Raw genomic sequence first — 18,454 nt, forward strand, 5'->3', positions numbered from 1 at the left:
TTTATTATTACTTACCGTTAAACGACTATAAAAATTATGCTATACTAGTTAAATCTATTTGTACCGATGCTCCCATAGTAGAAGATAAATACACTGCTTTTAAATAACTTCCTTTTAATCCGGCAGGTTTCGCTTTAATTACTGCTTTAATAAACGCATTTAAATTTTTTAATAAATCTTGGTCTGAGAAAGATAATTTTCCAAGCCCTGCATGAATTATACCTGCTTTCTCTGCTCTATATTCTACCTGACCGCTTTTAGCATTTTTAATAGCATTTTTAATATCTAAAGTTACGGTACCAAGTTTAGGGTTAGGCATTAAACCTCTTGGTCCTAAAATTCTTGCAACTGAACCTATAGCTGCCATCATATCGGGAGTAGCTATACATACATCGAAATTAATTTTCCCTGCTTTAATTTCATCAATGATATTTGTTGAACCTACTAAATCTGCTCTCGCACTTTTAGCTTCCTCTTCTCTTTCTTCTTTACAAATGACGGCAACTCTTACGGTTTTGCCTGTACCGGCAGGTAAATTAACTACGCCGCGTACCATTTGATCGGAATGTCTAGGATCAATTCCAAGCTTCATAACTATTTCTAAGGTTGGATCAAATTTAACATATGATGCTGATTTTAATCGTTCAACTGCATTTATTAAATTATATAAAGTATCTGATTTTACTTTTTCTCTAGCTTCTCTTATTTTTTTACCGCCGCTAATTTTTACGGCAACATCTTTCTTATTTGACATAATAATTAATTCCCTACCACTTCAAGTCCCATAGATGTAGCACTACCACAAATAATTTTTGTTGCTGCTTCAATATTTTTTGTATTTAAATCAGGCATTTTTAACTTTGCAATTTCACGACAATCATCCATAGTAACTTTGCCTACTATGGCTTCTTTTTTAGTAGCACTAGAACCTTTAGTAATTTTAGCATACTTCTTTAAAAAGTAAGAAGCAGGAGGAGTTTTTATTTTAAAAGAAAAACTACTATCTTCATAAACGGTAATTACGGTTGGCAGAGGTATTCCTTTTTCCATACCTTGCGTAGCATCATTAAAATCTTTACAAAATGCTACAATATTAACTTTTCTTTGCCCTAGGGCCGGTCCTATAGGAGGAGCAGGAGCGGCGCCGGCAGCCGGAATTATCAAGTTAATATAACCTTTTATTGCTTTCTGAGACATTCTATAAATATCCTTATTTTTCTCTTAAATTAATATTACTTTATAACACTCTTACGTAGAGGCAATTTATATATTGTACTTTAGTCCTAACTAGACATATACTTCTTTTTTTAAAGAAGTTTTAAATAATGAGTAATAAAAGTGAAAAGCGGTTTTCACTTTTATTAAAAATTTATTTATTTTTCTTACTCTTCATTTTATTTAGTAGTATTTTTAAAATACTATCGACTTTTAATCATTTTTCTTTACTTGATTAAAATTTAGTTCTATTGGAGTTGCTTTACCAAATATTGACACTGAAACTTTTAACCTATTTTTTTCTTGATCTATTTCTTCTACTGTACCTATGAAAGTTTCAAAAGGACCATCTGTAACAGTCACTATTTCACCGACTTCATACAATTTAGAATTCTTTGCTTCTTTAGCTTCTGCTTCCAAATTATTAAAAATATTTTGTATTTCGCTTTCTGTAAGAGCTTTTGGCGTGGTTTTGCTTCCTAAAAAGCCGGTTACTCCAGGTATATTTTTCACTAAATGCCAAGATTTATCAGTCATATTCATCTTTATCAAGATATAACTCGGCATTAGTTTTTTTTCTACCTCGATATTTTTACCGCGTTTAACTTCAGAAACTCCAAAAACAGGTATTAATATATCTTCAAAAAAATCCGTCATTTTCTGTTTAGCGATTTTTCTAAGCATATCTTCTTTAATGCGTTTCTCTGCTCCCGATGCCGTATGTACCACATACCACTGCTTTACATTTTTTTCAGAAGAAGGCAATATATTATCTATACTCTGTTCTGTCACAATTTATTCCTTATACTATTTGCCGATATTAAGCAAAAGCTGCATTATGTTATGTATACTATAATCAAGCACCAAACAAATTAGGCTAAAAATAAAAACTGCTACTACCACTACTAATGTTGAAGCAACAAGCTCTTTTCTAGTTGGCCAAACTACCTTATAAGTTTCTTGTTTAACTTGTTCAAAAAACTTATAAATTTTATATTCTTTAAACATATTTTTGTTAGGTAATTTATTAGACTTCTTACAACATTCTACTTCTAGAGGTAATTGAGACGATGATCCCAGCACTGGAATTCTCACGTACTAGTATGTACGCTGCGATTCGAGGTGAAGTATCCCTTTCAAATTCCTCTCTATAAGCGAATTTTATAAAAAGTCTATATTTTATAGCAAAAAAACTCTAAACCTATAATGGCAGGAGCGACAGGCATCGAACCCGCAACCTCCGGTTTTGGAGACCGGTGCTCTACCAATTGAGCTACACTCCTATCATATTTTTAATAAAAAATCAATAAATTTATTAAAAATATTTGTTAAAAAATTACTATAATAACCAGTACTTCTAATTTATAAGCTGTCATAGTAAAACAACATTTACCTTTGCAAGACATGACATTAATTATATCTAGTTAGAGACCTCTAGGTTCTATACACTTTTAATAGAATAATCATAATTAAGGTTCTTTTTAGCTGCAAATTATAAGATTTTTTTGAAATGGAAACAACTATCCTCTCAAAAATCTTATTAATTTTCGTTTAAAAATACCTCATAATTATAATCATTAATCAAAAGTGTACAGAGTCTAAATTATTTTTTAGCTTTAATAATATCAGCTACCTGACTTGGCACTTGATCATAATGAGAAAATATCATACTAAACTGAGCTCTACCTTGAGATAAAGACCTAAGCATATTAACATAACCAAACATTTCCGCTAAAGGAACATTCGCAGTAACTACTTGAGCATTCCCTCTTGGATCCATGCTTTGAATTTGCCCTCTACGACTATTTAAATCGCCTATAATATCACCCATATATTCATCAGGAGTGATAACTTCAACTTTCATAATTGGCTCAAGTAATTTAGGATTACCTTTCGGCATTCCTTCTCTAAATGCTGCCTTTGCAGCAATCTCAAATGCAAGTACACTAGAATCTACATCATGAAACGCACCGTCAACTAAAGTCGCTTTAAAATCAATCATAGGATAACCGGCAATAACACCGGTTTCTCTAATATTATTTAATCCTTTTTCAACACCTGGTATATATTCTTTAGGCACGGCACCGCCGACGATTTTACTTTCAAAGACAAAAGTTTTATTTTTATCCTCATCTTTTAGATCTTTTACCTCTTTTAGAGGCTCAAAAATAATTTTTACACGAGCAAATTGTCCTGCACCGCCAGATTGTTTCTTATGGGTATAATCAATTTCGCAAGCTTTTGTTATAGTCTCGCGATATGCTACTTGAGGAACTCCAATATTTGCTTCAACCTTAAACTCTCTTCTCATACGATCAATGATAATTTCTAAATGGAGTTCTCCCATTCCTTTTATCACTGTTTGTCCTGTTTCATGATCTGTTGAAACTCTAAATGATGGATCTTCGGCTGCCAAACGAGAAAGTGCTAAGCCCATTTTTTCTTGATCGGCTGTTGATTTAGGTTCTACTGCAAGCTCAATTACCGGCTCTGGAAATTCCATTCTTTCTAAGATTACTTGCTTATCAATATCAGATAACGTATCACCGGTGGTAGTATCTTTAAGACCTGCTAAAGCTACTATATCACCTGCTGATGCTTCTTTTACGTCTTCACGATTATTAGCATGCATTAATAGCATTCTACCGATTTTTTCTCTTTTATTCTTTACGGTATTAATAACAGTTGTTCCTGAAGTAATTTTACCTGAATATATTCTAATAAAAGTTAATGAACCAACAAACGGGTCATTCATAATTTTAAATGCTAAAGCTGCAAACGGCTCAGTTACTGAAATAGGGAAATCTTTTTCTTCACCGGTATTTACTTCCATACCTTTTACTATACCTATATCAATAGGCGAAGGTAGGAAATCAACTACGGCATCAAGTAAAGGTTGCACTCCTTTATTTTTAAAAGCACTACCGCATAAAACCGGATAAAAAGCTGCTGAAATAGTCCCATTTCGGATTAATCTTTTTATCTCTTCTTCTGTTACTTCTTCACCTGATAAATATTTTTCCATAACATGATCATCTAACTCAACAACCATATCAAGTAATTTAGCACGATATTCTTCAGCTTTATCTTTCATATCAGCAGGTATATGTTCTTCAAAATACTTAGCTCCAAGTGATTCATCTTTCCAAATCACTGCTTTCATTTTAACAAGATCAATTATACCTTTAAAATTTTCTTCAATCCCTACAGGCAACTGAATAACAAGCGGTTTTGCTCCTAAACGATCTTTGATCATTTCAACGCATCTATAAAAATCTGCTCCCATTCTGTCCATTTTATTGACAAAACACATTCTAGGAACATTATATTTATCTGCTTGCCTCCAAACCGTTTCTGACTGCGGTTCAACACCTGCTACACCGTCAAATACTGCAACCGCACCGTCAAGAACACGAAGCGAACGCTCTACTTCGATAGTAAAGTCAACGTGTCCGGGAGTATCGATAATATTAATTATTTTATCTTGCCATCTACAAGTAGTAGCAGCTGAGGTAATGGTTATACCGCGTTCTTGCTCTTGCTCCATCCAGTCCATGGTAGCACCGCCCTCATGAACTTCACCTATTTTATGTGATTTACCAGTATAATATAAAATACGTTCGGTAGTTGTGGTTTTACCAGCATCAATGTGAGCACATATACCGATATTACGAATATGCTCAAGTTTATTTATTTTACTCATTTACCCTACCTTATTTCATTTTTTTAGGGCTAAAATGAGAGAAAGCTTTATTAGCTTCAGCCATTTTATGAGTATCTTCTTTCTTCTTAATGGCAACGCCTCTATTATTAGAAGCTTCAAACAGCTCTTCGGCAAGTTTATCAATCATCATTTTTTCAGAACGTTTTGACGCAGCATTAATAATCCAACGGCTAGCAAGAGCATATCCTCTTCTTTCATCAACATGCGTCGGAACTTGATAATTAGCTCCTCCAACCCTAACTGAAGTTACTTCTAAATGCGGCTTTACGTTATGCATAGCATTATTAAAGGTTTGATACGGATCGACTCTATGCTTCTTTTCAATTTTATTAAAGGCTGAATAAACAATTTTCTCTGCAAGGGCTTTCTTCCCTTCTTTCATAATATTATTGATAAATCTTGACAGTAAAATACTGTTATATTTCATATCAGGTAAAACTACTCGCTTTTCCGCGGCGTGACGACGTGACATTTTATTTTTTCTCTCTAACTAATAATTTATTTTTTTGTAACTGCAACTTGTTTACGAGGAGCACCGTAACGTGAACGACCTTGCTTACGTCCTTTAACTCCGGCAATATCATAAGCACCGAGTACGATATGATATTTCACCCCCGGAAGATCAGGAACCTGACCGCCTCTTACTAACACCCTATCATGCTCCTTTACACTATGCTTTTCACCAGGAATATATGCATTTACGGTTCTTTTATTACTTAAACGCACCGTTGCGATCTTACGAAGTGCAGAGTTAGGCTTTTTAGGGGTAACGGTTTTTACAACTAAGCAAACACCGCTTTTAAAAGGATTAGATTCTAAGGCAGGAGATTTGGTCTTACGAGTTTTTGACTTTCTCCCAAAACGTACTAATTGATTATATGTCGGCATTAAAAAAATACTCCAAAAAAACTTATACATACGATAATTAAAGGGTGTAAAAAATACTTCCACCCTTTATTTGAAATCATTTCTAAATACAAATTATAAGAATTTGTAAATTACACTAAATTTAAATTATAATTACTTTTTCCATAAAAGCAAGTATGTTTTAATTAACAATCATTTTTTTCTCAAGTATTTTTGCTATAAAGCTGATTAACATCACTAAAATATAATAACAGCACGCAGCAACAAGCATTGGAAAAAAGTAATTATATGTTTCAAGTGACACAATTTGTGCTCTACGCATTAAATCCACCTCACCGATCATAGAAATAATCGCCGATTCTTTAATTAAATTAATAAGCTCGTTTACTAATAACGGAAAAATATTTTTAACTGCTTGCGGCAAGATTATATCTTTCATTATTAAAAACCTTGGGATAGCAAGAGCTTCAGCCGCTTCAAACTGTCCTTTATCAACCGCATTAATCCCCGCCCTAATTACTTCTGAAACATATGCTCCCGAATTCAGCGAAAAAGAAATAGCTCCCGCCATAAACACGCTAAATTTAATACCTATTATATAAGGCGAGGCAAAATAAATAATACTTAGCTGAATTAATAAAGGCGTCCCTCTAAAAATAGAAGTATATAAATCAGCAAAAAATCTTATGCTACGATTCTTATTTACCTTACAAATAGCGAGCAGCATCCCTATCACTAAACCGAATATAACAGCAATAACGCTATATTTTAAAGTTACCAAAGTCCCCTCTACAATGAAAAGGATTTTTGGATAGAATTTTATTAAATACTCAAACATATTTTGATATACAAATGATAACTAAAGAGCCGGTAGACGAAGTTTAATACACTCTTTTTGCCGGTGGAATTGCACTTATTTCATCGGTTAAAGTGGTTAACGTCACAGGTTTATAATCAAGTACGACTTTATCAGTTTCATCGATAGAGCTAAGAGTATGTTTCATCCAATCTTCATCGTTACGATCAGGGTAATCTTCCCTAGCATGAGCTCCTCTGCTTTCCTTTCTTGCAGCTGCTGAATATACCGTAACCAAAGCTTGATCAAGTAGATTATCTAGCTCTAAGGCTTCGACTAAATCACTATTCCAAATTAAAGATTTATCATTAATTTTTATATCTTTATAGCCGCTTCTTATCTCGCTAATCATTCCTGCTCCTTCATCTAGTACTTCTTGAGTTCTAAATACCGAAGCGTGGCTTTGCATAGTTCTTTGCATTTTAAGCCTTAAATCTGCAACTAAAATATTACCGTTAACGTGACGTATTTTATCAAATCTATTAATAACTTTTTCAAGGCTTTCTTCTTTTAAAGGCTTATGAGGACTCGCAGGCTTAATAAGCTCGGCTGCTTTTAATGCAGAGCTTCTACCGAACACTACTAAATCAAGCAAAGAGTTTGACCCTAATCGATTAGCTCCGTGTACCGATACGCAAGCCGCTTCACCGATTGCCATAAGTCCCTTTACTACGCTATTATGATTCGTACCGTCTTTGATTGTGACTTGACCGTGATAATTCGTCGGTATCCCGCCCATATTATAATGTACTGTAGGAAGTACCGGTATCGGCTCTTTAGTGACATCCACACCAGCAAAAATTTTAGCCGTCTCAGAGATGCCAGGCAAACGGCTATGTAAAATTTCAGGCGATAAATGATTTAAATACAAGAATACATGATCTTTATGCTCGCCAACTCCTCGCCCTTCACGAATCTCAATAGTCATTGCTCTTGAAACTACGTCTCTTGAAGCTAAATCCTTTGCAGCGGGAGCGTAACGCTCCATAAAACGCTCTCCGTTTGAATTAACGAGATATCCCCCTTCACCTCTTGCTCCCTCGGTAACAAGACAACCAGCTGAATATATACCGGTCGGATGGAACTGTACAAACTCCATATCTTGCAGCGGAAGACCAGCTCTAATCGCCATACCACCCCCGTCACCCGTACAAGTATGGGCAGAAGTCGCCGAAAAATAAGCACGTCCATATCCACCCGTTGCAAGCACTACATTATGAGCTCTAAAACAATGTAGACTACCGTCATCTAAATTCCACGCAACTACGCCTCTACATTCACCGTCTTCCATCAATAAATCAATAGCAAAATATTCAACAAAAAACTGCACTTTATGTTTTAGTGACTGCTGATATAAAGTATGAAGTATGGCATGCCCCGTACGATCTGCCGCAGCACATGTACGCTGAGCTGCTTTTCCTTTACCATACTCTGTTGTCATTCCTCCAAAAGGACGCTGATAAATTTTTCCCTCTTCGGTTCTTGAAAAAGGTACGCCGTAATGCTCAAGCTCTAAAATCGCATCGGGAGCGTTCTTGCACATATACTCGATGGCATTCTGATCACCTAACCAGTCCGATCCTTTTACCGTATCATACATATGCCAACGCCAGTCATCTTCGCCCATATTTCCAAGTGCTGCACTGATTCCGCCTTGTGCAGCCACAGTATGACTACGGGTTGGGAATAGCTTAGTTATACAGGCGGTATTTAGCCCTTCTTTAGCCATACCGAATGCAGAACGAAGACCCGCTCCGCCTGCACCTACAACTATTACGTCAAATTTATGATGAATGATATTATACGCTTTGGTCATTAAATTAATTTTTTACTATTTAATTTTATTTGGTGTTAGTTGCTATAAACGCTGCTGATGTCATTCCTAGCTAAAAGCGGGAATCCAGTAAAACCTATAAAAAACTTGTTTTTTTAGGTTTGTTTTGTCAATAATGTGTAGCAATATTAAAGTTATTTTCTGGATTCCCGCTTTTAGCTAGGAATGACATCGAAAACATGAAAATCACCCTCTATAAAACATCGCTACTATAAAAGCTGCAATAGTCACAATGCAAAATAATTGCACTATTATAATCAATGTATTACGTAATTTGTGACAACTTACATAATCCTCAATCACTACACGCATACCAAGCATCGCATGATACAACGAAATAGCCACCGTAATTAACAATGCTACTACATTAAAAGGTTTTTTAAGCTCCCACATAATAATATTTATATCATTATTTTTGTTGGTTAACGTAAAATATATTAACCATATAGAACATAAAGCTAATATAATCCCCGTTACTCTTTGTAATAACCAATGATGAGAACCGCTTTTAGCAGAACCGCTATTTTTTGCTTTTACAATTTCTGCTTTAAAATCATATACCATTAATTTTCTCTATTATTTGTTTTAGCTTTTCGTCATTGCGAGGAAATTGCATAGCAATTGACAAAGCAATCTCAGGAGTTTGTTATTATTTCATGAGATTGCTACCATAAAAATATTGTTAATAATATAGAACATACAACTACACACCAACCGGTGATGTTAACTGCTTTTATAGAAAAGCCATAACCAATATCCCAAAATAAATGTCTGATGCCGTTACATAAATGATAAAACCAAGCGTAGCTAGCGGCTACTAAGCATATTTTTATAACGCAGCAATTAACAAGCTGTAAATAATTATTGTCATATTTACTAAGAATCAACCACCACACCAAAATCGATACTGCAAAAAATAGAGCTACGCCGGTCATACGATGCAAAATTGACAACGTAGAACTGATTTGCGGTTTATATATACTTAAATGCGGCGAAGTCGGACGCTTATTATAAATTTCTTGTTTGGTTTTATTCATAGCTATTTAATATAATAAAAAATTATACGAAGGCAGACGAAGTGTAATTTGGAAAAGAGCAAGGCGTCTTGAAGCTGATAACCGCAGCGTAGTTAACCCTACGTGAGGATCAAAAAGTATAAAACAACGTAGCCAATTTTTCAAATTAAACGAGTCCGCAACCAATACCCTTCTGCGGGTGTTAAATCATCTGCCACTGCTCTTCTATCATCAAAGACGAAACATTCACCTTGCCATAAATTATTTTTGTTTTGCGTATCTTCTAAATACTGCAATATACCGCCCTTTAAATGATATACCTCATCATAACCTATGCTTTTAAGTAAGCTGGTGGATTTTTCACACCTGATACCACCTGTACAAACCATAGCAATTTTCTTACCTTTGAGCAATTCTTGATTCTGCTGAACCCAAACAGGAAACTGTTTAAATGTTTTGGTATTAGGATTAATTGCTGATTTAAATGTACCGATCTCTATTTCATAATCATTACGAGTATCTATTACTATAACATCTTGTTTTGTGATAAATTCATCCCAATCTTTCGGCTCTATATATTCGCCTTTAAATAAATCAACATTTAAATCATCAATATTCATCGCTATAATCTCTTTCTTAAGTCTGACTTTCAACTTCTGAAAAGGATGAACATCACTATAATTTATTTTAACGTTAACATCTTTGGGATCGGTTAGTTTTATTAGTTCTTCAAGTACAAGATTTACATTTTCATATGAACCTGAAAAAGAACCGTTAAAACCTTCATTAGCTAATAAAATAGTACCTCTAACATATTTTCTTTTACCGATAAGCAAAAGTTTCGGTATCAAATTTGCCGGCTCTTCTATATTAACAAAACTATATGCACTTAAAATTGCTATTTTTTCATTCATAATTATTTAATTTATAATTGTCACCCCGTGGCTTGACCACGGGGTCTTAGGACACAGTCCGTGACACAAGATCCCACAATCAAGTCGCAAGATGATATATTATTTAGTAAATGAAGAGCAAGGTGTTTTATACTTTTTGACCGCAGCGTAGTTAATCCTACGTGAGGATCAAAAAGTATAAAACAACGTGTAGCCAATTTTTCAAATTAAACGAGTATACTACATCACCTGCAATGGTACGAACATATTACCGCTACCCCTTTCAATCAAGAGCAAAATATTTTGCTTATTCGATTTTTTAGCATTTTCATATAATTCTTCTAGCTTACTTATATCGTCTATGCTTTCCTGATTAATATTGGTTATCAGATCGCCAATTTTAAAGCTACTTTCTTCTTCCTCAATATTGGTTATAACTATTCCCGCTTTATCGTTAGGAATATTATATTGTTGTCTTAATTCTTCAGTCAAATTACTAAAAGTAATATTATTTTTAGTAATAGATAAATTATTTTCTTCTTTGTTTATTATTTCTTCTTTATTGGTCTCTGCTGTAGAATCCTTGGTAACTTCTTCATTATCTGAAGTAATTTTAATAGGTAATTCAAGCTCTTTTTTATCGCGAAGTATTTTTACTTTTACTTCCTGATCAATAGGAGCATCTGCAATAATTACACGTAATTTTTTAGTATTTTTAACCGGTATATCTGCAAACTCTATTATTATATCACCTGTTTTAATTCCTGCTTTATCACTTGGACCGTCTTCTTGTACTTTAGCTACTAATACCCCCCTAGTATCTTTAAGTTCTAACCCTTCAGAAATTTCCTCGGTTAAATCTTGTATTGTTACTCCAAGACGTCCTCTACTTACTTTTCCATCTTTCTTAAGACGTGCGATTATAGGCTTTGCAGTATTTGACGGTATTGCAAAACCGATACCTATATTAGTACCGAGCGGTGAAAAAATTGCCGTATTTACTCCGATTACTTTCTGATCCAAATTAAACATAGGACCGCCGGAATTACCGTTATTAATTGCAGCATCCGTTTGAATAAAATTATCGACTATATTATCCGTATCTATATCGATATCCCGCCCTTTAGAGGATATAATACCGCTTGTCACCGTACCGCCGAGATTACCGAACGGATTACCGATTGCAATGACCCAATCTCCTACTCTTGCATCATTTGAATCTCCAAACTCAACAAAAGGTAGAGGTTCCTCGCTATCTATTTTTAAGAGAGCTAAATCGGTTTTAGTATCACTACCTATTAATTTAGCCGATAATTCGGTATTATCTGCAAGTTTTATATTAATTTTCTCAACATTTGCAATTACATGATAGTTTGTCACTATTAAGCCGTTAGGTTCAATAATAAATCCTGAACCAAGCGGAACGCTTTTAGGAGTTTGATCGACCTCTTCCAAATTCAGCGGTATATTAAGCTTTTCTAAAAAATCATTAATGAAATCTAAAGGCTTTTTTTCTTGCAGAGGATCTTTCTCGGCATTTTCCGACTTACTATTAACATATTCTATTGTTGAAATATTAACGACTGCAGGAATTAACGGCTCAACTATATCGGCAAAGCTATAACGGGCGGCTTCACTTACTTTTAAAGGAGCTGAATTTATTTCCGTAAATTCATTCTCTTCTTGATCTGCTACTTTTAAAGACTTACTATTTTCTTTTGCTAGAACAATGTTACTTGATATTAAAACTATTATAACAAGAACTATTTTCAGATTCATCATATACTCCAAAGTAAAATGAAAAGTAAATAGACGAAGTTTAATTTGGAAAAGAGCAAGAAGTCTAAAACCCTCGGAGCAGAGCGTATATATAATACGTGAACACCGCAGAACTTATTAGACGATGTAGCCAATTCTTCAAATTAAACGAGTATACTACTTAGTTAGATTAAGGTATTTTAAAACTTCAGCATCCGGTGAGATTACAAAATTAGTATCCTCTTTCTTTAAAGAATTTTTATATACTAAAAGTGATCTATAAAATTTATAAAATTCCGGGTCGACTGAATAAGCAGAATTATATATTTTTGCCGCTTTCTCATCGCCGTCACCTTTGATAATTTGTGCATCTCGATAAGCTTTAGCAAGTATTATTTTACTTTCTTTATCTGCTTTTGAACGAATACGCACGCTTTCTTCTTGCCCTTCTGCTCTAATTTGGGTTGCTTCTTTTTCACGTGCCGTTTGCATACGGCGATAAATAGCCGCACTATTTTCTTTCGGTAAGTCTGCTCTTAAAATTCTAACATCTACAACGTCAATACCAAAGTTTTTAGCTTCTCCGTCCACTTGATTTAAGATATTTAACATTACGTTACTACGTTCCTGACTTAAAAGGCTACTTAGCGAGATTTTACCTATCACCTTACGCATTGATGATTCAAGATTTCGGGTCAATCTAATTTTTACGCCTTGATAATCATGCACTGTTTTATAAAACATTACAGGATTATTAATTTGGAATTTAGCATAAGCATCGACAATAACTCGTTTACCGTCGGCAGCCGTTAATTCTTTTGCCTCAACTTCAACATCTAAAAGACGCTTATCAAAAAATTCAATATTTTGAATAAACGGGATTTTAATATTTAGCCCTGGATTTTCTATAGTTCTAACTGCTTCACCAAATTGGAATACTACAGCAGATTGGCGTTGGTCAACTGAAAATAAGGAGTTAGAAATCAGTATCAGCCCAAAAACAATTGTAAAAATTATATAATAAATCTTTTGTTGCATTTAATATTCCTTGTTGTTTAAATATCATTCGTGTATAGCTTGAACAACACGCTCGATGTCATCCCATGACTTGATCGTAGGATCCAGAAAAACAATTTTAAATACTCATAATTAGTATTTAAAGCTAGACCCCATGGTCAAAAAGCCACGCGGGGGGTGACAGTTCTACTACTTTATAGCCATGTGTGGCAGTAGTGCATTATTAATAATCGTTTTATTTGAACCGCCTAATATCTCTTCGACTACTTCTAAATATAATCTATCTCTAGTTACTTGCTTACCTGTAGCATATTGTTTATAAATAGCATTAAATCTTTGGCTATCACCTTCTGCTTTTGATATAACTTCTTCTCTATAACCTTCTGCTTCTTGCATAATCTTTGCAGCCGCTCCCCTAGCTTCCGGCAAAATTTTATTATTATAGGCTTGAGCTTGATTTATTTCTTTCTCTTTATCTGCTTTTGAAGTTTGCACGTCTCTATAAGCGTCTATTACTTCGGCAGGCGGCTCGGCTTTTAATAATTGTACTTTCTCAATTATCACACCGGCATTATAACTATCCAGTATCTTTTGTGCTAATTTTTCTATTTTATAAGTAATTTCTTGCTTTTGATCGGATAATACCCAAGAAATAGGAGTATTGCCTATTACTTCCCTAACGGCACTTTCTACTGTTGCTTTTACTGTTTCTTCAGGTCTTTGTACGTTAAAAATAAAATCTTCAAGATTATTAATATGCCACATTACGTCACAATTTAAAGCAACGATATTTTCATCACCGGTGAGCATTATACTTTCACCGGCAATATTTTTAGTATTATCGCCACCGCTACGCAGAGAGCTATTTGTACGATAACCAATCTCAATCCGGCGTGATTGTTTAACTTTCTCAACTATTATCTTTTCAAAAGGAGTCGGTAAATGATAATTAAGCCCAGGGTAGCCCTTACGCACAAAACGCCCAAATCTTATTACCGCTGCTTCTTCGCCTTCTTTTATTTCATAAATACCCAAAGCAAGCCATAAAGCAACCATCGCAACAACAGCTAAAATTATTGTTTTAGCATTGAAATTAAACTGGAATTGAAATTTATCAAAATTAAATTGATTTTTACGCGGCCTTGTGAATATGTTATCTTCTTTATTAGAATCAAAATCTTTCCATGGGGATTTTTTTAAAATCGAGCTATATTTTCTACTAAGCATTTGCTTTTTTATATTATTTTAAGGATTAAGTGATTATATATATTATAGTATATAACGTCAAGTTACGAGCTTAAACAGCTTTAAAAAGGAAATTTAATTATGGCGAATTTACACCAAAAACAAATGATCGATAGACTGCAGCATATTACTTTTAAAGACGGTACTTTTTTAAAACAAGTTATATCGGATATTATAATTAAAGGTAATAATATAGGTTTCTCAATAGATATATCAGGTAAAAACAAGTTAGAAGCCGAAGAAATTAGACTTAAGGCAATTAATAAACTTAACGAGATTTCGGAAGTAAATAAAATAACAATTGTTTTTACCGAAAGTAAACCTATGGAGAAAAAAGCTCAAAAACCAAAACATTTTATAGAAAATGTAAAAAAAATTATCTTAGTAGCATCAGGCAAAGGCGGAGTCGGAAAATCTACAATATCAGCTCTTATTTCTCAGCAGTTAAGTCTAGAAAATTACCGAGTCGGGATAGTAGATGCAGATATTTACGGTCCATCAATTCCACATATATTCGGCATTAACGAAGTACCGCAAACTATTGAAGGACGAATAATACCGATAACGACTAGAAATATTCAGATCATGTCTATAGGCTTTTTCGTTAAAGACCATTCGGCAATTATTTGGCGTGGTCCTATGGCGAGTAAGACTATTTATCAATTATTATCGGTAACAAAATGGGATAATTTAGATTATTTAATTATCGATATGCCGCCGGGAACAGGTGATATTCATTTAAGTATGCTAGAAAATTATCATTTAGACGGCGTAATAATCGTAACTACACCACAAAAAATATCGGAGATAGATGTAATACGTTCTATAGATTTATATCAAAAATTAGGGCTACCGATACTCGGAATAATTGAGAATATGAGCTATATGCTTGAAAATAATAGCGGCGGGCATTTATCGCAAAAATATAATATACCGTTAATCACTCAAATCCCAATCATACAAGAAATAGCCAATGCTTGCGATAAATCACTACCTCTAACAGACTTATTAACATTACCTTTAGAGCAGTATTTATGATGAAAATACAGGTATTGGCAGATGATAGAACAGGCAATACACATCAGGCTATCGCACTTGCTGAAAAATTCACGGAAGAATATACGATAATTAAACTGCAATATAATTGCTTAGCTAAGCTACCGAATTTTTTACTAAAATATTATCCTATGCATATAAAAAGTGAGCTATTGCAGGATATTTTGGATAAGTCCCCGCCTGATATGATAATTACCGCTGGAAGAAGAACGGCAGTACTGGCATTTTATTTAAAAAAGAAATTTAAAGATATTAAGTTAATACAAATAATGCAGCCTAATCTTCCCTATAATGCATTTGATACCGTTATTTTGCCTTATCATGATTACCATTTGTCATCCCGCGACTTGATCGCGGGATCCAATAAAAATCTAAAACGTCATTGCGAAGCCACGAAGTGGCTGCGGCAATCTCAGGATTTTTTTACTAGATTGCTTCGTCAATACTTCGTATTTCCTCGCAATAACGATTTTAAAAACATAATTCCCATCAATGGGGCTATCAATAATGTAACTGCTAAATTTGCTTCTACAAGTCTAGAACTCCAAAAACATTATCCTAATCTTAAACAGTTTATTGCAGTGATAATCGGTGGGAATAATAAAAAATTTAATTTCAACAAAGATGAAGCTGTTTTATTTTCTTCATTATTAAATAAAATATATACTAATCTAAAAATACCTTTTTTCATTAGTTTTAGTAGACGTACACCACAAGCCGTAAAATCAATTATTAAAAATAACATGCCGGCTTCTACAATTATTTATGACCCGAACGAAGACACAGGCTATAACCCTTATATAGCTATGCTCTCCAAGGCAAAATATATAATCTCTACCGCCGACTCGATTTCAATGTGCAGCGAGGCAGCTTCAAGTGGTAAACCTCTTTATATATTCTGCCCACCAAACTTTAATTCCTCAAAGCATAAAATTTTTATCAAGCAATTAGTAAAACAAAAAATAGCAAGAATTTTTGATGAGACAGTTATTTCTCTAGAAGAATATAACTACAAACCTTTAAATGAAGCAGCAAGAGTAGCTGAAATTATTAAATCTTTAATCAAAAGCTGGTAATTATATGGATAAAGATATACAATCATATATATTCATTAAGAAGTTAAAGTCTTTATCATTATGTCAAAGCAATATGGCTTTTCGGCTCTCGTGCTAGAGGGGATAATGATGAGCGTTCCGATATTGATATTGCAATTATCTGCCCTAATATTACAGATCAAGAATGGCTAGAAGCTATGGATATTATAGAGAATGCCGACACGCTTTTAAAAATAGATTGTGTAAGGTTTGAAAGTACTAAAATAAGTTCTGAACTTTATGAAAATATATTAAAAGAGAAAAAAATTATATATGTCAAAAATAAACCTTAAACTTGAAAAATTTCGTAAAGCTTTTATGACGCTTGAAGATATTTATTTAAAACCGGCAACAGAAGAGAGAGCTTATATTGACGCACCCATTCAAAGATTTGAATTTACTTTTGAACTTGCCTGGAAGTTTTTAAAAGAATATTTTTCTCAAAAAGGCACAGTTCTTCACTATCCTAAAGAAGTGATAAAAGAAGCTTTTGTTGCCGGTATTATAAATGATGAGAGTTTATGGATTTTATATGCTTACTGATCGCAATATGACATCACATACTTATGATAAAAAGCTTGCCGATGAAAATATATAGCCGCATAAGAAATTATGTTCCTGAACTTAAGAAATTACTAAATACTATTGATTCAAAGATTTAATAATACCTTGCAGTGTTTGGATTTCAGGGGAAGAAAGGTTGTTTATACGTGTAAATATATTGGTGATATTTTGCTGCATAGCAGGTTTTTTGTCAGGAGCTTTGAAGAATCCGGCTTTATCGAGTTTGCCGAATAAACTTGTTAAAAAATGTTCTATTTCTTCTTTAGTAGCTAATTTTTGAATATTATGTATATCCTCTCTAAGCATAGAATTACGAAACAATTCATAGCATATAATAATAACTGCTTGAGCAATATTTAATGAGCTAAATTCGGTTGTATTAATAGTGATAATCTTATTAGCTAGCGAGATTTCCTCATTACTAAGCCCGTTATTTTCCCGCCCGAACATTATCCCGACTTTTTCAGAATTTGGATAATCTAAAGGTAAATTTTGTGTAAATACATAATCTTTATTCATAGCCCTTTTAATGCAAGTAGTAGCATATAAATATTCGAGGTCTTTAACGCTATCCTCTAGGCTCTCATAAATTTTTGCATTATCTATAATATTAACCGCTCCAACTGCATTACTCCGTGCTTGCTCATTAGGCCAGCTGTCTCTTGGAGTTACGATTCTAAGCTCATTTAAGCCAAAATTCTTCATTGCTCTTGCAGTAGCACCGATATTCTCGCCCATTTGCGGGGCAACTAATATTATTATTGGATTCATTTTAATAATTTTTTGTAACTAGGCAGGTATAGGCAATCGCTATGGCGTCGGCTTCATCGGAATTAGTAATTAAGGAAGTACCGGGCAATAAAAGCTTGATCATATGCAAAATTTGGTCTTTCTCTGCATGACCATAGCCGGTTACGGTTTTTTTTACCGTATTCGGCTTAAACTCTCGCAGGTCCAAATTATATCTACCGATCAGCGACATTATCGCCCCTCTAGCATATCCAAGCTTTAAAGAAGTCACGCTATTAGTATTAACAAATGTTTCTTCAATCGCTGCCATATTTGGTTGATATTCTAATATTACTTTTTCTAATGTACTGTTAATAAAGGCAAGTCTATTATGAATTGCATCCTTACTATTTGTTTTAATAATACCGCTAGCTAAATATTTCAACTTTGCGGTCTCCTTTGCAACTACTGCCCATCCAAGACTCCCAAGTGCCGGATCAATCCCAAGTACTATCATAGTTATTTAATGTTATTTTTTTTGTAGTTTTGCTGTTGTCATCCCGCGATCAAGTCGCGGGATCTCAGG

21 protein-coding genes and 1 tRNA gene are annotated in these 18,454 nt (G+C 33.9%); 4 read left to right on the plus strand and 18 right to left on the minus strand.

The window, feature by feature from the left end; genetic code table 11:
* Positions 1 to 34 precede the first annotated feature (34 nt).
* The 16 genes from rplA to hflK all read right to left on the minus strand — a co-directional run bounded on the left by rplA (position 35) and on the right by hflK (position 14,407).
* Complete coding sequence (gene rplA, locus AB1146_RS03635) at positions 35 to 754, minus strand: 50S ribosomal protein L1 (RefSeq protein ID WP_010423935.1); 720 nt, start codon at positions 752 to 754, stop codon at positions 35 to 37.
* Between the two features lie 5 nt (positions 755 to 759).
* On the minus strand, positions 760 to 1,197 hold the full coding sequence (gene rplK, locus AB1146_RS03640; RefSeq protein ID WP_010423932.1) for a 50S ribosomal protein L11: 438 nt from the start codon (positions 1,195 to 1,197) through the stop codon (positions 760 to 762).
* Positions 1,198 to 1,428: 231 nt separating this feature from the next.
* The gene (gene nusG / locus AB1146_RS03645; RefSeq protein ID WP_010423929.1) at positions 1,429 to 2,007 is read right to left on the minus strand and encodes a transcription termination/antitermination protein NusG; all 579 of its coding nucleotides are present in this window, start codon (positions 2,005 to 2,007) and stop codon (positions 1,429 to 1,431) included.
* A gap of 15 nt (positions 2,008 to 2,022) precedes the next feature.
* On the minus strand, positions 2,023 to 2,223 hold the full coding sequence (secE, locus tag AB1146_RS03650) for a preprotein translocase subunit SecE (protein WP_004996644.1): 201 nt from the start codon (positions 2,221 to 2,223) through the stop codon (positions 2,023 to 2,025).
* 199 nt (positions 2,224 to 2,422) lie between these two features.
* Positions 2,423 to 2,498 (minus strand) — tRNA-Trp (locus AB1146_RS03660).
* A 320-nt stretch (positions 2,499 to 2,818) separates the two neighbouring features.
* The gene (fusA, locus tag AB1146_RS03665) at positions 2,819 to 4,918 is read right to left on the minus strand and encodes an elongation factor G (protein WP_010423925.1); all 2,100 of its coding nucleotides are present in this window, start codon (positions 4,916 to 4,918) and stop codon (positions 2,819 to 2,821) included.
* A 10-nt stretch (positions 4,919 to 4,928) separates the two neighbouring features.
* Positions 4,929 to 5,411: a 30S ribosomal protein S7 gene (gene rpsG, locus AB1146_RS03670; RefSeq protein ID WP_010423922.1), complete on the minus strand. Its 483-nt coding sequence runs from the start codon at positions 5,409 to 5,411 to the stop codon at positions 4,929 to 4,931.
* A gap of 26 nt (positions 5,412 to 5,437) precedes the next feature.
* Positions 5,438 to 5,827: a 30S ribosomal protein S12 gene (gene rpsL, locus AB1146_RS03675; protein WP_004996647.1), complete on the minus strand. Its 390-nt coding sequence runs from the start codon at positions 5,825 to 5,827 to the stop codon at positions 5,438 to 5,440.
* A 160-nt stretch (positions 5,828 to 5,987) separates the two neighbouring features.
* On the minus strand, positions 5,988 to 6,644 hold the full coding sequence (locus tag AB1146_RS03680; protein WP_010423909.1) for an amino acid ABC transporter permease: 657 nt from the start codon (positions 6,642 to 6,644) through the stop codon (positions 5,988 to 5,990).
* Positions 6,645 to 6,687: 43 nt separating this feature from the next.
* Positions 6,688 to 8,478, minus strand: a complete 1,791-nt coding sequence (sdhA, locus tag AB1146_RS03685) for a succinate dehydrogenase flavoprotein subunit (protein WP_010423907.1) — start codon at positions 8,476 to 8,478, stop codon at positions 6,688 to 6,690.
* Positions 8,479 to 8,682: 204 nt separating this feature from the next.
* Positions 8,683 to 9,060, minus strand: a complete 378-nt coding sequence (sdhD, locus tag AB1146_RS03690) for a succinate dehydrogenase, hydrophobic membrane anchor protein (protein WP_010423904.1) — start codon at positions 9,058 to 9,060, stop codon at positions 8,683 to 8,685.
* Between the two features lie 101 nt (positions 9,061 to 9,161).
* Entirely contained in the window at positions 9,162 to 9,533 is a 372-nt protein-coding gene (gene sdhC, locus AB1146_RS03695) for a succinate dehydrogenase, cytochrome b556 subunit (protein ID WP_010423903.1), read from the minus strand.
* Between the two features lie 140 nt (positions 9,534 to 9,673).
* A complete protein-coding gene (locus tag AB1146_RS03700) occupies positions 9,674 to 10,426 on the minus strand; it encodes a rhodanese domain-containing protein (protein ID WP_010423900.1) in 753 nt (250 codons plus the stop codon).
* A gap of 219 nt (positions 10,427 to 10,645) precedes the next feature.
* Positions 10,646 to 12,187 carry a Do family serine endopeptidase gene (locus AB1146_RS03705; protein ID WP_010423899.1) on the minus strand — a complete coding sequence of 514 codons (1,542 nt, stop codon included), beginning with the start codon at positions 12,185 to 12,187 and terminating at the stop codon, positions 10,646 to 10,648.
* A gap of 153 nt (positions 12,188 to 12,340) precedes the next feature.
* The gene (gene hflC, locus AB1146_RS03710; protein ID WP_010423897.1) at positions 12,341 to 13,201 is read right to left on the minus strand and encodes a protease modulator HflC; all 861 of its coding nucleotides are present in this window, start codon (positions 13,199 to 13,201) and stop codon (positions 12,341 to 12,343) included.
* A 168-nt stretch (positions 13,202 to 13,369) separates the two neighbouring features.
* Positions 13,370 to 14,407, minus strand: coding sequence for an FtsH protease activity modulator HflK (gene hflK / locus AB1146_RS03715; protein WP_010423895.1), 1,038 nt, complete (start codon positions 14,405 to 14,407; stop codon positions 13,370 to 13,372).
* 99 nt (positions 14,408 to 14,506) lie between these two features.
* On the opposite strand from hflK, the gene AB1146_RS03720 reads away from it, so the two are divergent.
* The 4 genes from AB1146_RS03720 (at position 14,507) to AB1146_RS03735 (ending at position 17,118) form a co-directional block, all read left to right on the plus strand.
* Entirely contained in the window at positions 14,507 to 15,463 is a 957-nt protein-coding gene (locus AB1146_RS03720) for an Mrp/NBP35 family ATP-binding protein (protein WP_010423894.1), read from the plus strand.
* A complete protein-coding gene (locus AB1146_RS03725) occupies positions 15,463 to 16,557 on the plus strand; it encodes a mitochondrial fission ELM1 family protein (RefSeq protein WP_010423891.1) in 1,095 nt (364 codons plus the stop codon). Before AB1146_RS03720 ends, AB1146_RS03725 begins: the two co-directional genes overlap by 1 nt.
* A 71-nt stretch (positions 16,558 to 16,628) precedes the next feature.
* On the plus strand, positions 16,629 to 16,868 hold the full coding sequence (locus AB1146_RS03730) for a nucleotidyltransferase family protein (protein WP_083831823.1): 240 nt from the start codon (positions 16,629 to 16,631) through the stop codon (positions 16,866 to 16,868).
* The gene (locus AB1146_RS03735) at positions 16,849 to 17,118 is read left to right on the plus strand and encodes an HI0074 family nucleotidyltransferase substrate-binding subunit (RefSeq protein WP_010423885.1); all 270 of its coding nucleotides are present in this window, start codon (positions 16,849 to 16,851) and stop codon (positions 17,116 to 17,118) included. Before AB1146_RS03730 ends, AB1146_RS03735 begins: the two co-directional genes overlap by 20 nt.
* A 99-nt stretch (positions 17,119 to 17,217) precedes the next feature.
* Here AB1146_RS03735 and AB1146_RS03740 read toward each other — a convergent pair whose 3' ends face one another.
* Positions 17,218 to 17,910: an RNA methyltransferase gene (locus AB1146_RS03740; RefSeq protein WP_010423882.1), complete on the minus strand. Its 693-nt coding sequence runs from the start codon at positions 17,908 to 17,910 to the stop codon at positions 17,218 to 17,220.
* Position 17,911: 1 nt separating this feature from the next.
* Entirely contained in the window at positions 17,912 to 18,385 is a 474-nt protein-coding gene (gene ruvC, locus AB1146_RS03745; protein ID WP_010423879.1) for a crossover junction endodeoxyribonuclease RuvC, read from the minus strand.
* Positions 18,386 to 18,454 lie beyond the last annotated feature (69 nt).

The sequence above is a fragment of the Rickettsia helvetica genome, from assembly GCF_963970025.1.
Taxonomy (GTDB): Bacteria; Pseudomonadota; Alphaproteobacteria; order Rickettsiales; family Rickettsiaceae; genus Rickettsia; species Rickettsia helvetica.

Coding starts and splice junctions, on each gene's coding strand:
- AB1146_RS03705 (WP_010423899.1), bottom strand. CDS start 12,187: ATGATGAATCTGAAAATAGTTCTTGTTATAATAGTTTTAATATCAAGT.
- AB1146_RS03740 (WP_010423882.1), bottom strand. CDS start 17,910: ATGAATCCAATAATAATATTAGTTGCCCCGCAAATGGGCGAGAATATC.
- hflK (WP_010423895.1), bottom strand. CDS start 14,407: ATGCTTAGTAGAAAATATAGCTCGATTTTAAAAAAATCCCCATGGAAA.
- sdhD (WP_010423904.1), bottom strand. CDS start 9,060: ATGGTATATGATTTTAAAGCAGAAATTGTAAAAGCAAAAAATAGCGGT.
- ruvC (WP_010423879.1), bottom strand. CDS start 18,385: ATGATAGTACTTGGGATTGATCCGGCACTTGGGAGTCTTGGATGGGCA.
- sdhA (WP_010423907.1), bottom strand. CDS start 8,478: ATGACCAAAGCGTATAATATCATTCATCATAAATTTGACGTAATAGTT.
- rplA (WP_010423935.1), bottom strand. CDS start 754: ATGTCAAATAAGAAAGATGTTGCCGTAAAAATTAGCGGCGGTAAAAAA.
- rpsL (WP_004996647.1), bottom strand. CDS start 5,827: ATGCCGACATATAATCAATTAGTACGTTTTGGGAGAAAGTCAAAAACT.
- AB1146_RS03735 (WP_010423885.1), top strand. CDS start 16,849: ATGTCAAAAATAAACCTTAAACTTGAAAAATTTCGTAAAGCTTTTATG.
- AB1146_RS03725 (WP_010423891.1), top strand. CDS start 15,463: ATGAAAATACAGGTATTGGCAGATGATAGAACAGGCAATACACATCAG.
- AB1146_RS03720 (WP_010423894.1), top strand. CDS start 14,507: ATGGCGAATTTACACCAAAAACAAATGATCGATAGACTGCAGCATATT.
- fusA (WP_010423925.1), bottom strand. CDS start 4,918: ATGAGTAAAATAAATAAACTTGAGCATATTCGTAATATCGGTATATGT.
- AB1146_RS03700 (WP_010423900.1), bottom strand. CDS start 10,426: ATGAATGAAAAAATAGCAATTTTAAGTGCATATAGTTTTGTTAATATA.
- sdhC (WP_010423903.1), bottom strand. CDS start 9,533: ATGAATAAAACCAAACAAGAAATTTATAATAAGCGTCCGACTTCGCCG.
- AB1146_RS03680 (WP_010423909.1), bottom strand. CDS start 6,644: ATGTTTGAGTATTTAATAAAATTCTATCCAAAAATCCTTTTCATTGTA.
- hflC (WP_010423897.1), bottom strand. CDS start 13,201: ATGCAACAAAAGATTTATTATATAATTTTTACAATTGTTTTTGGGCTG.
- rpsG (WP_010423922.1), bottom strand. CDS start 5,411: ATGTCACGTCGTCACGCCGCGGAAAAGCGAGTAGTTTTACCTGATATG.
- rplK (WP_010423932.1), bottom strand. CDS start 1,197: ATGTCTCAGAAAGCAATAAAAGGTTATATTAACTTGATAATTCCGGCT.
- secE (WP_004996644.1), bottom strand. CDS start 2,223: ATGTTTAAAGAATATAAAATTTATAAGTTTTTTGAACAAGTTAAACAA.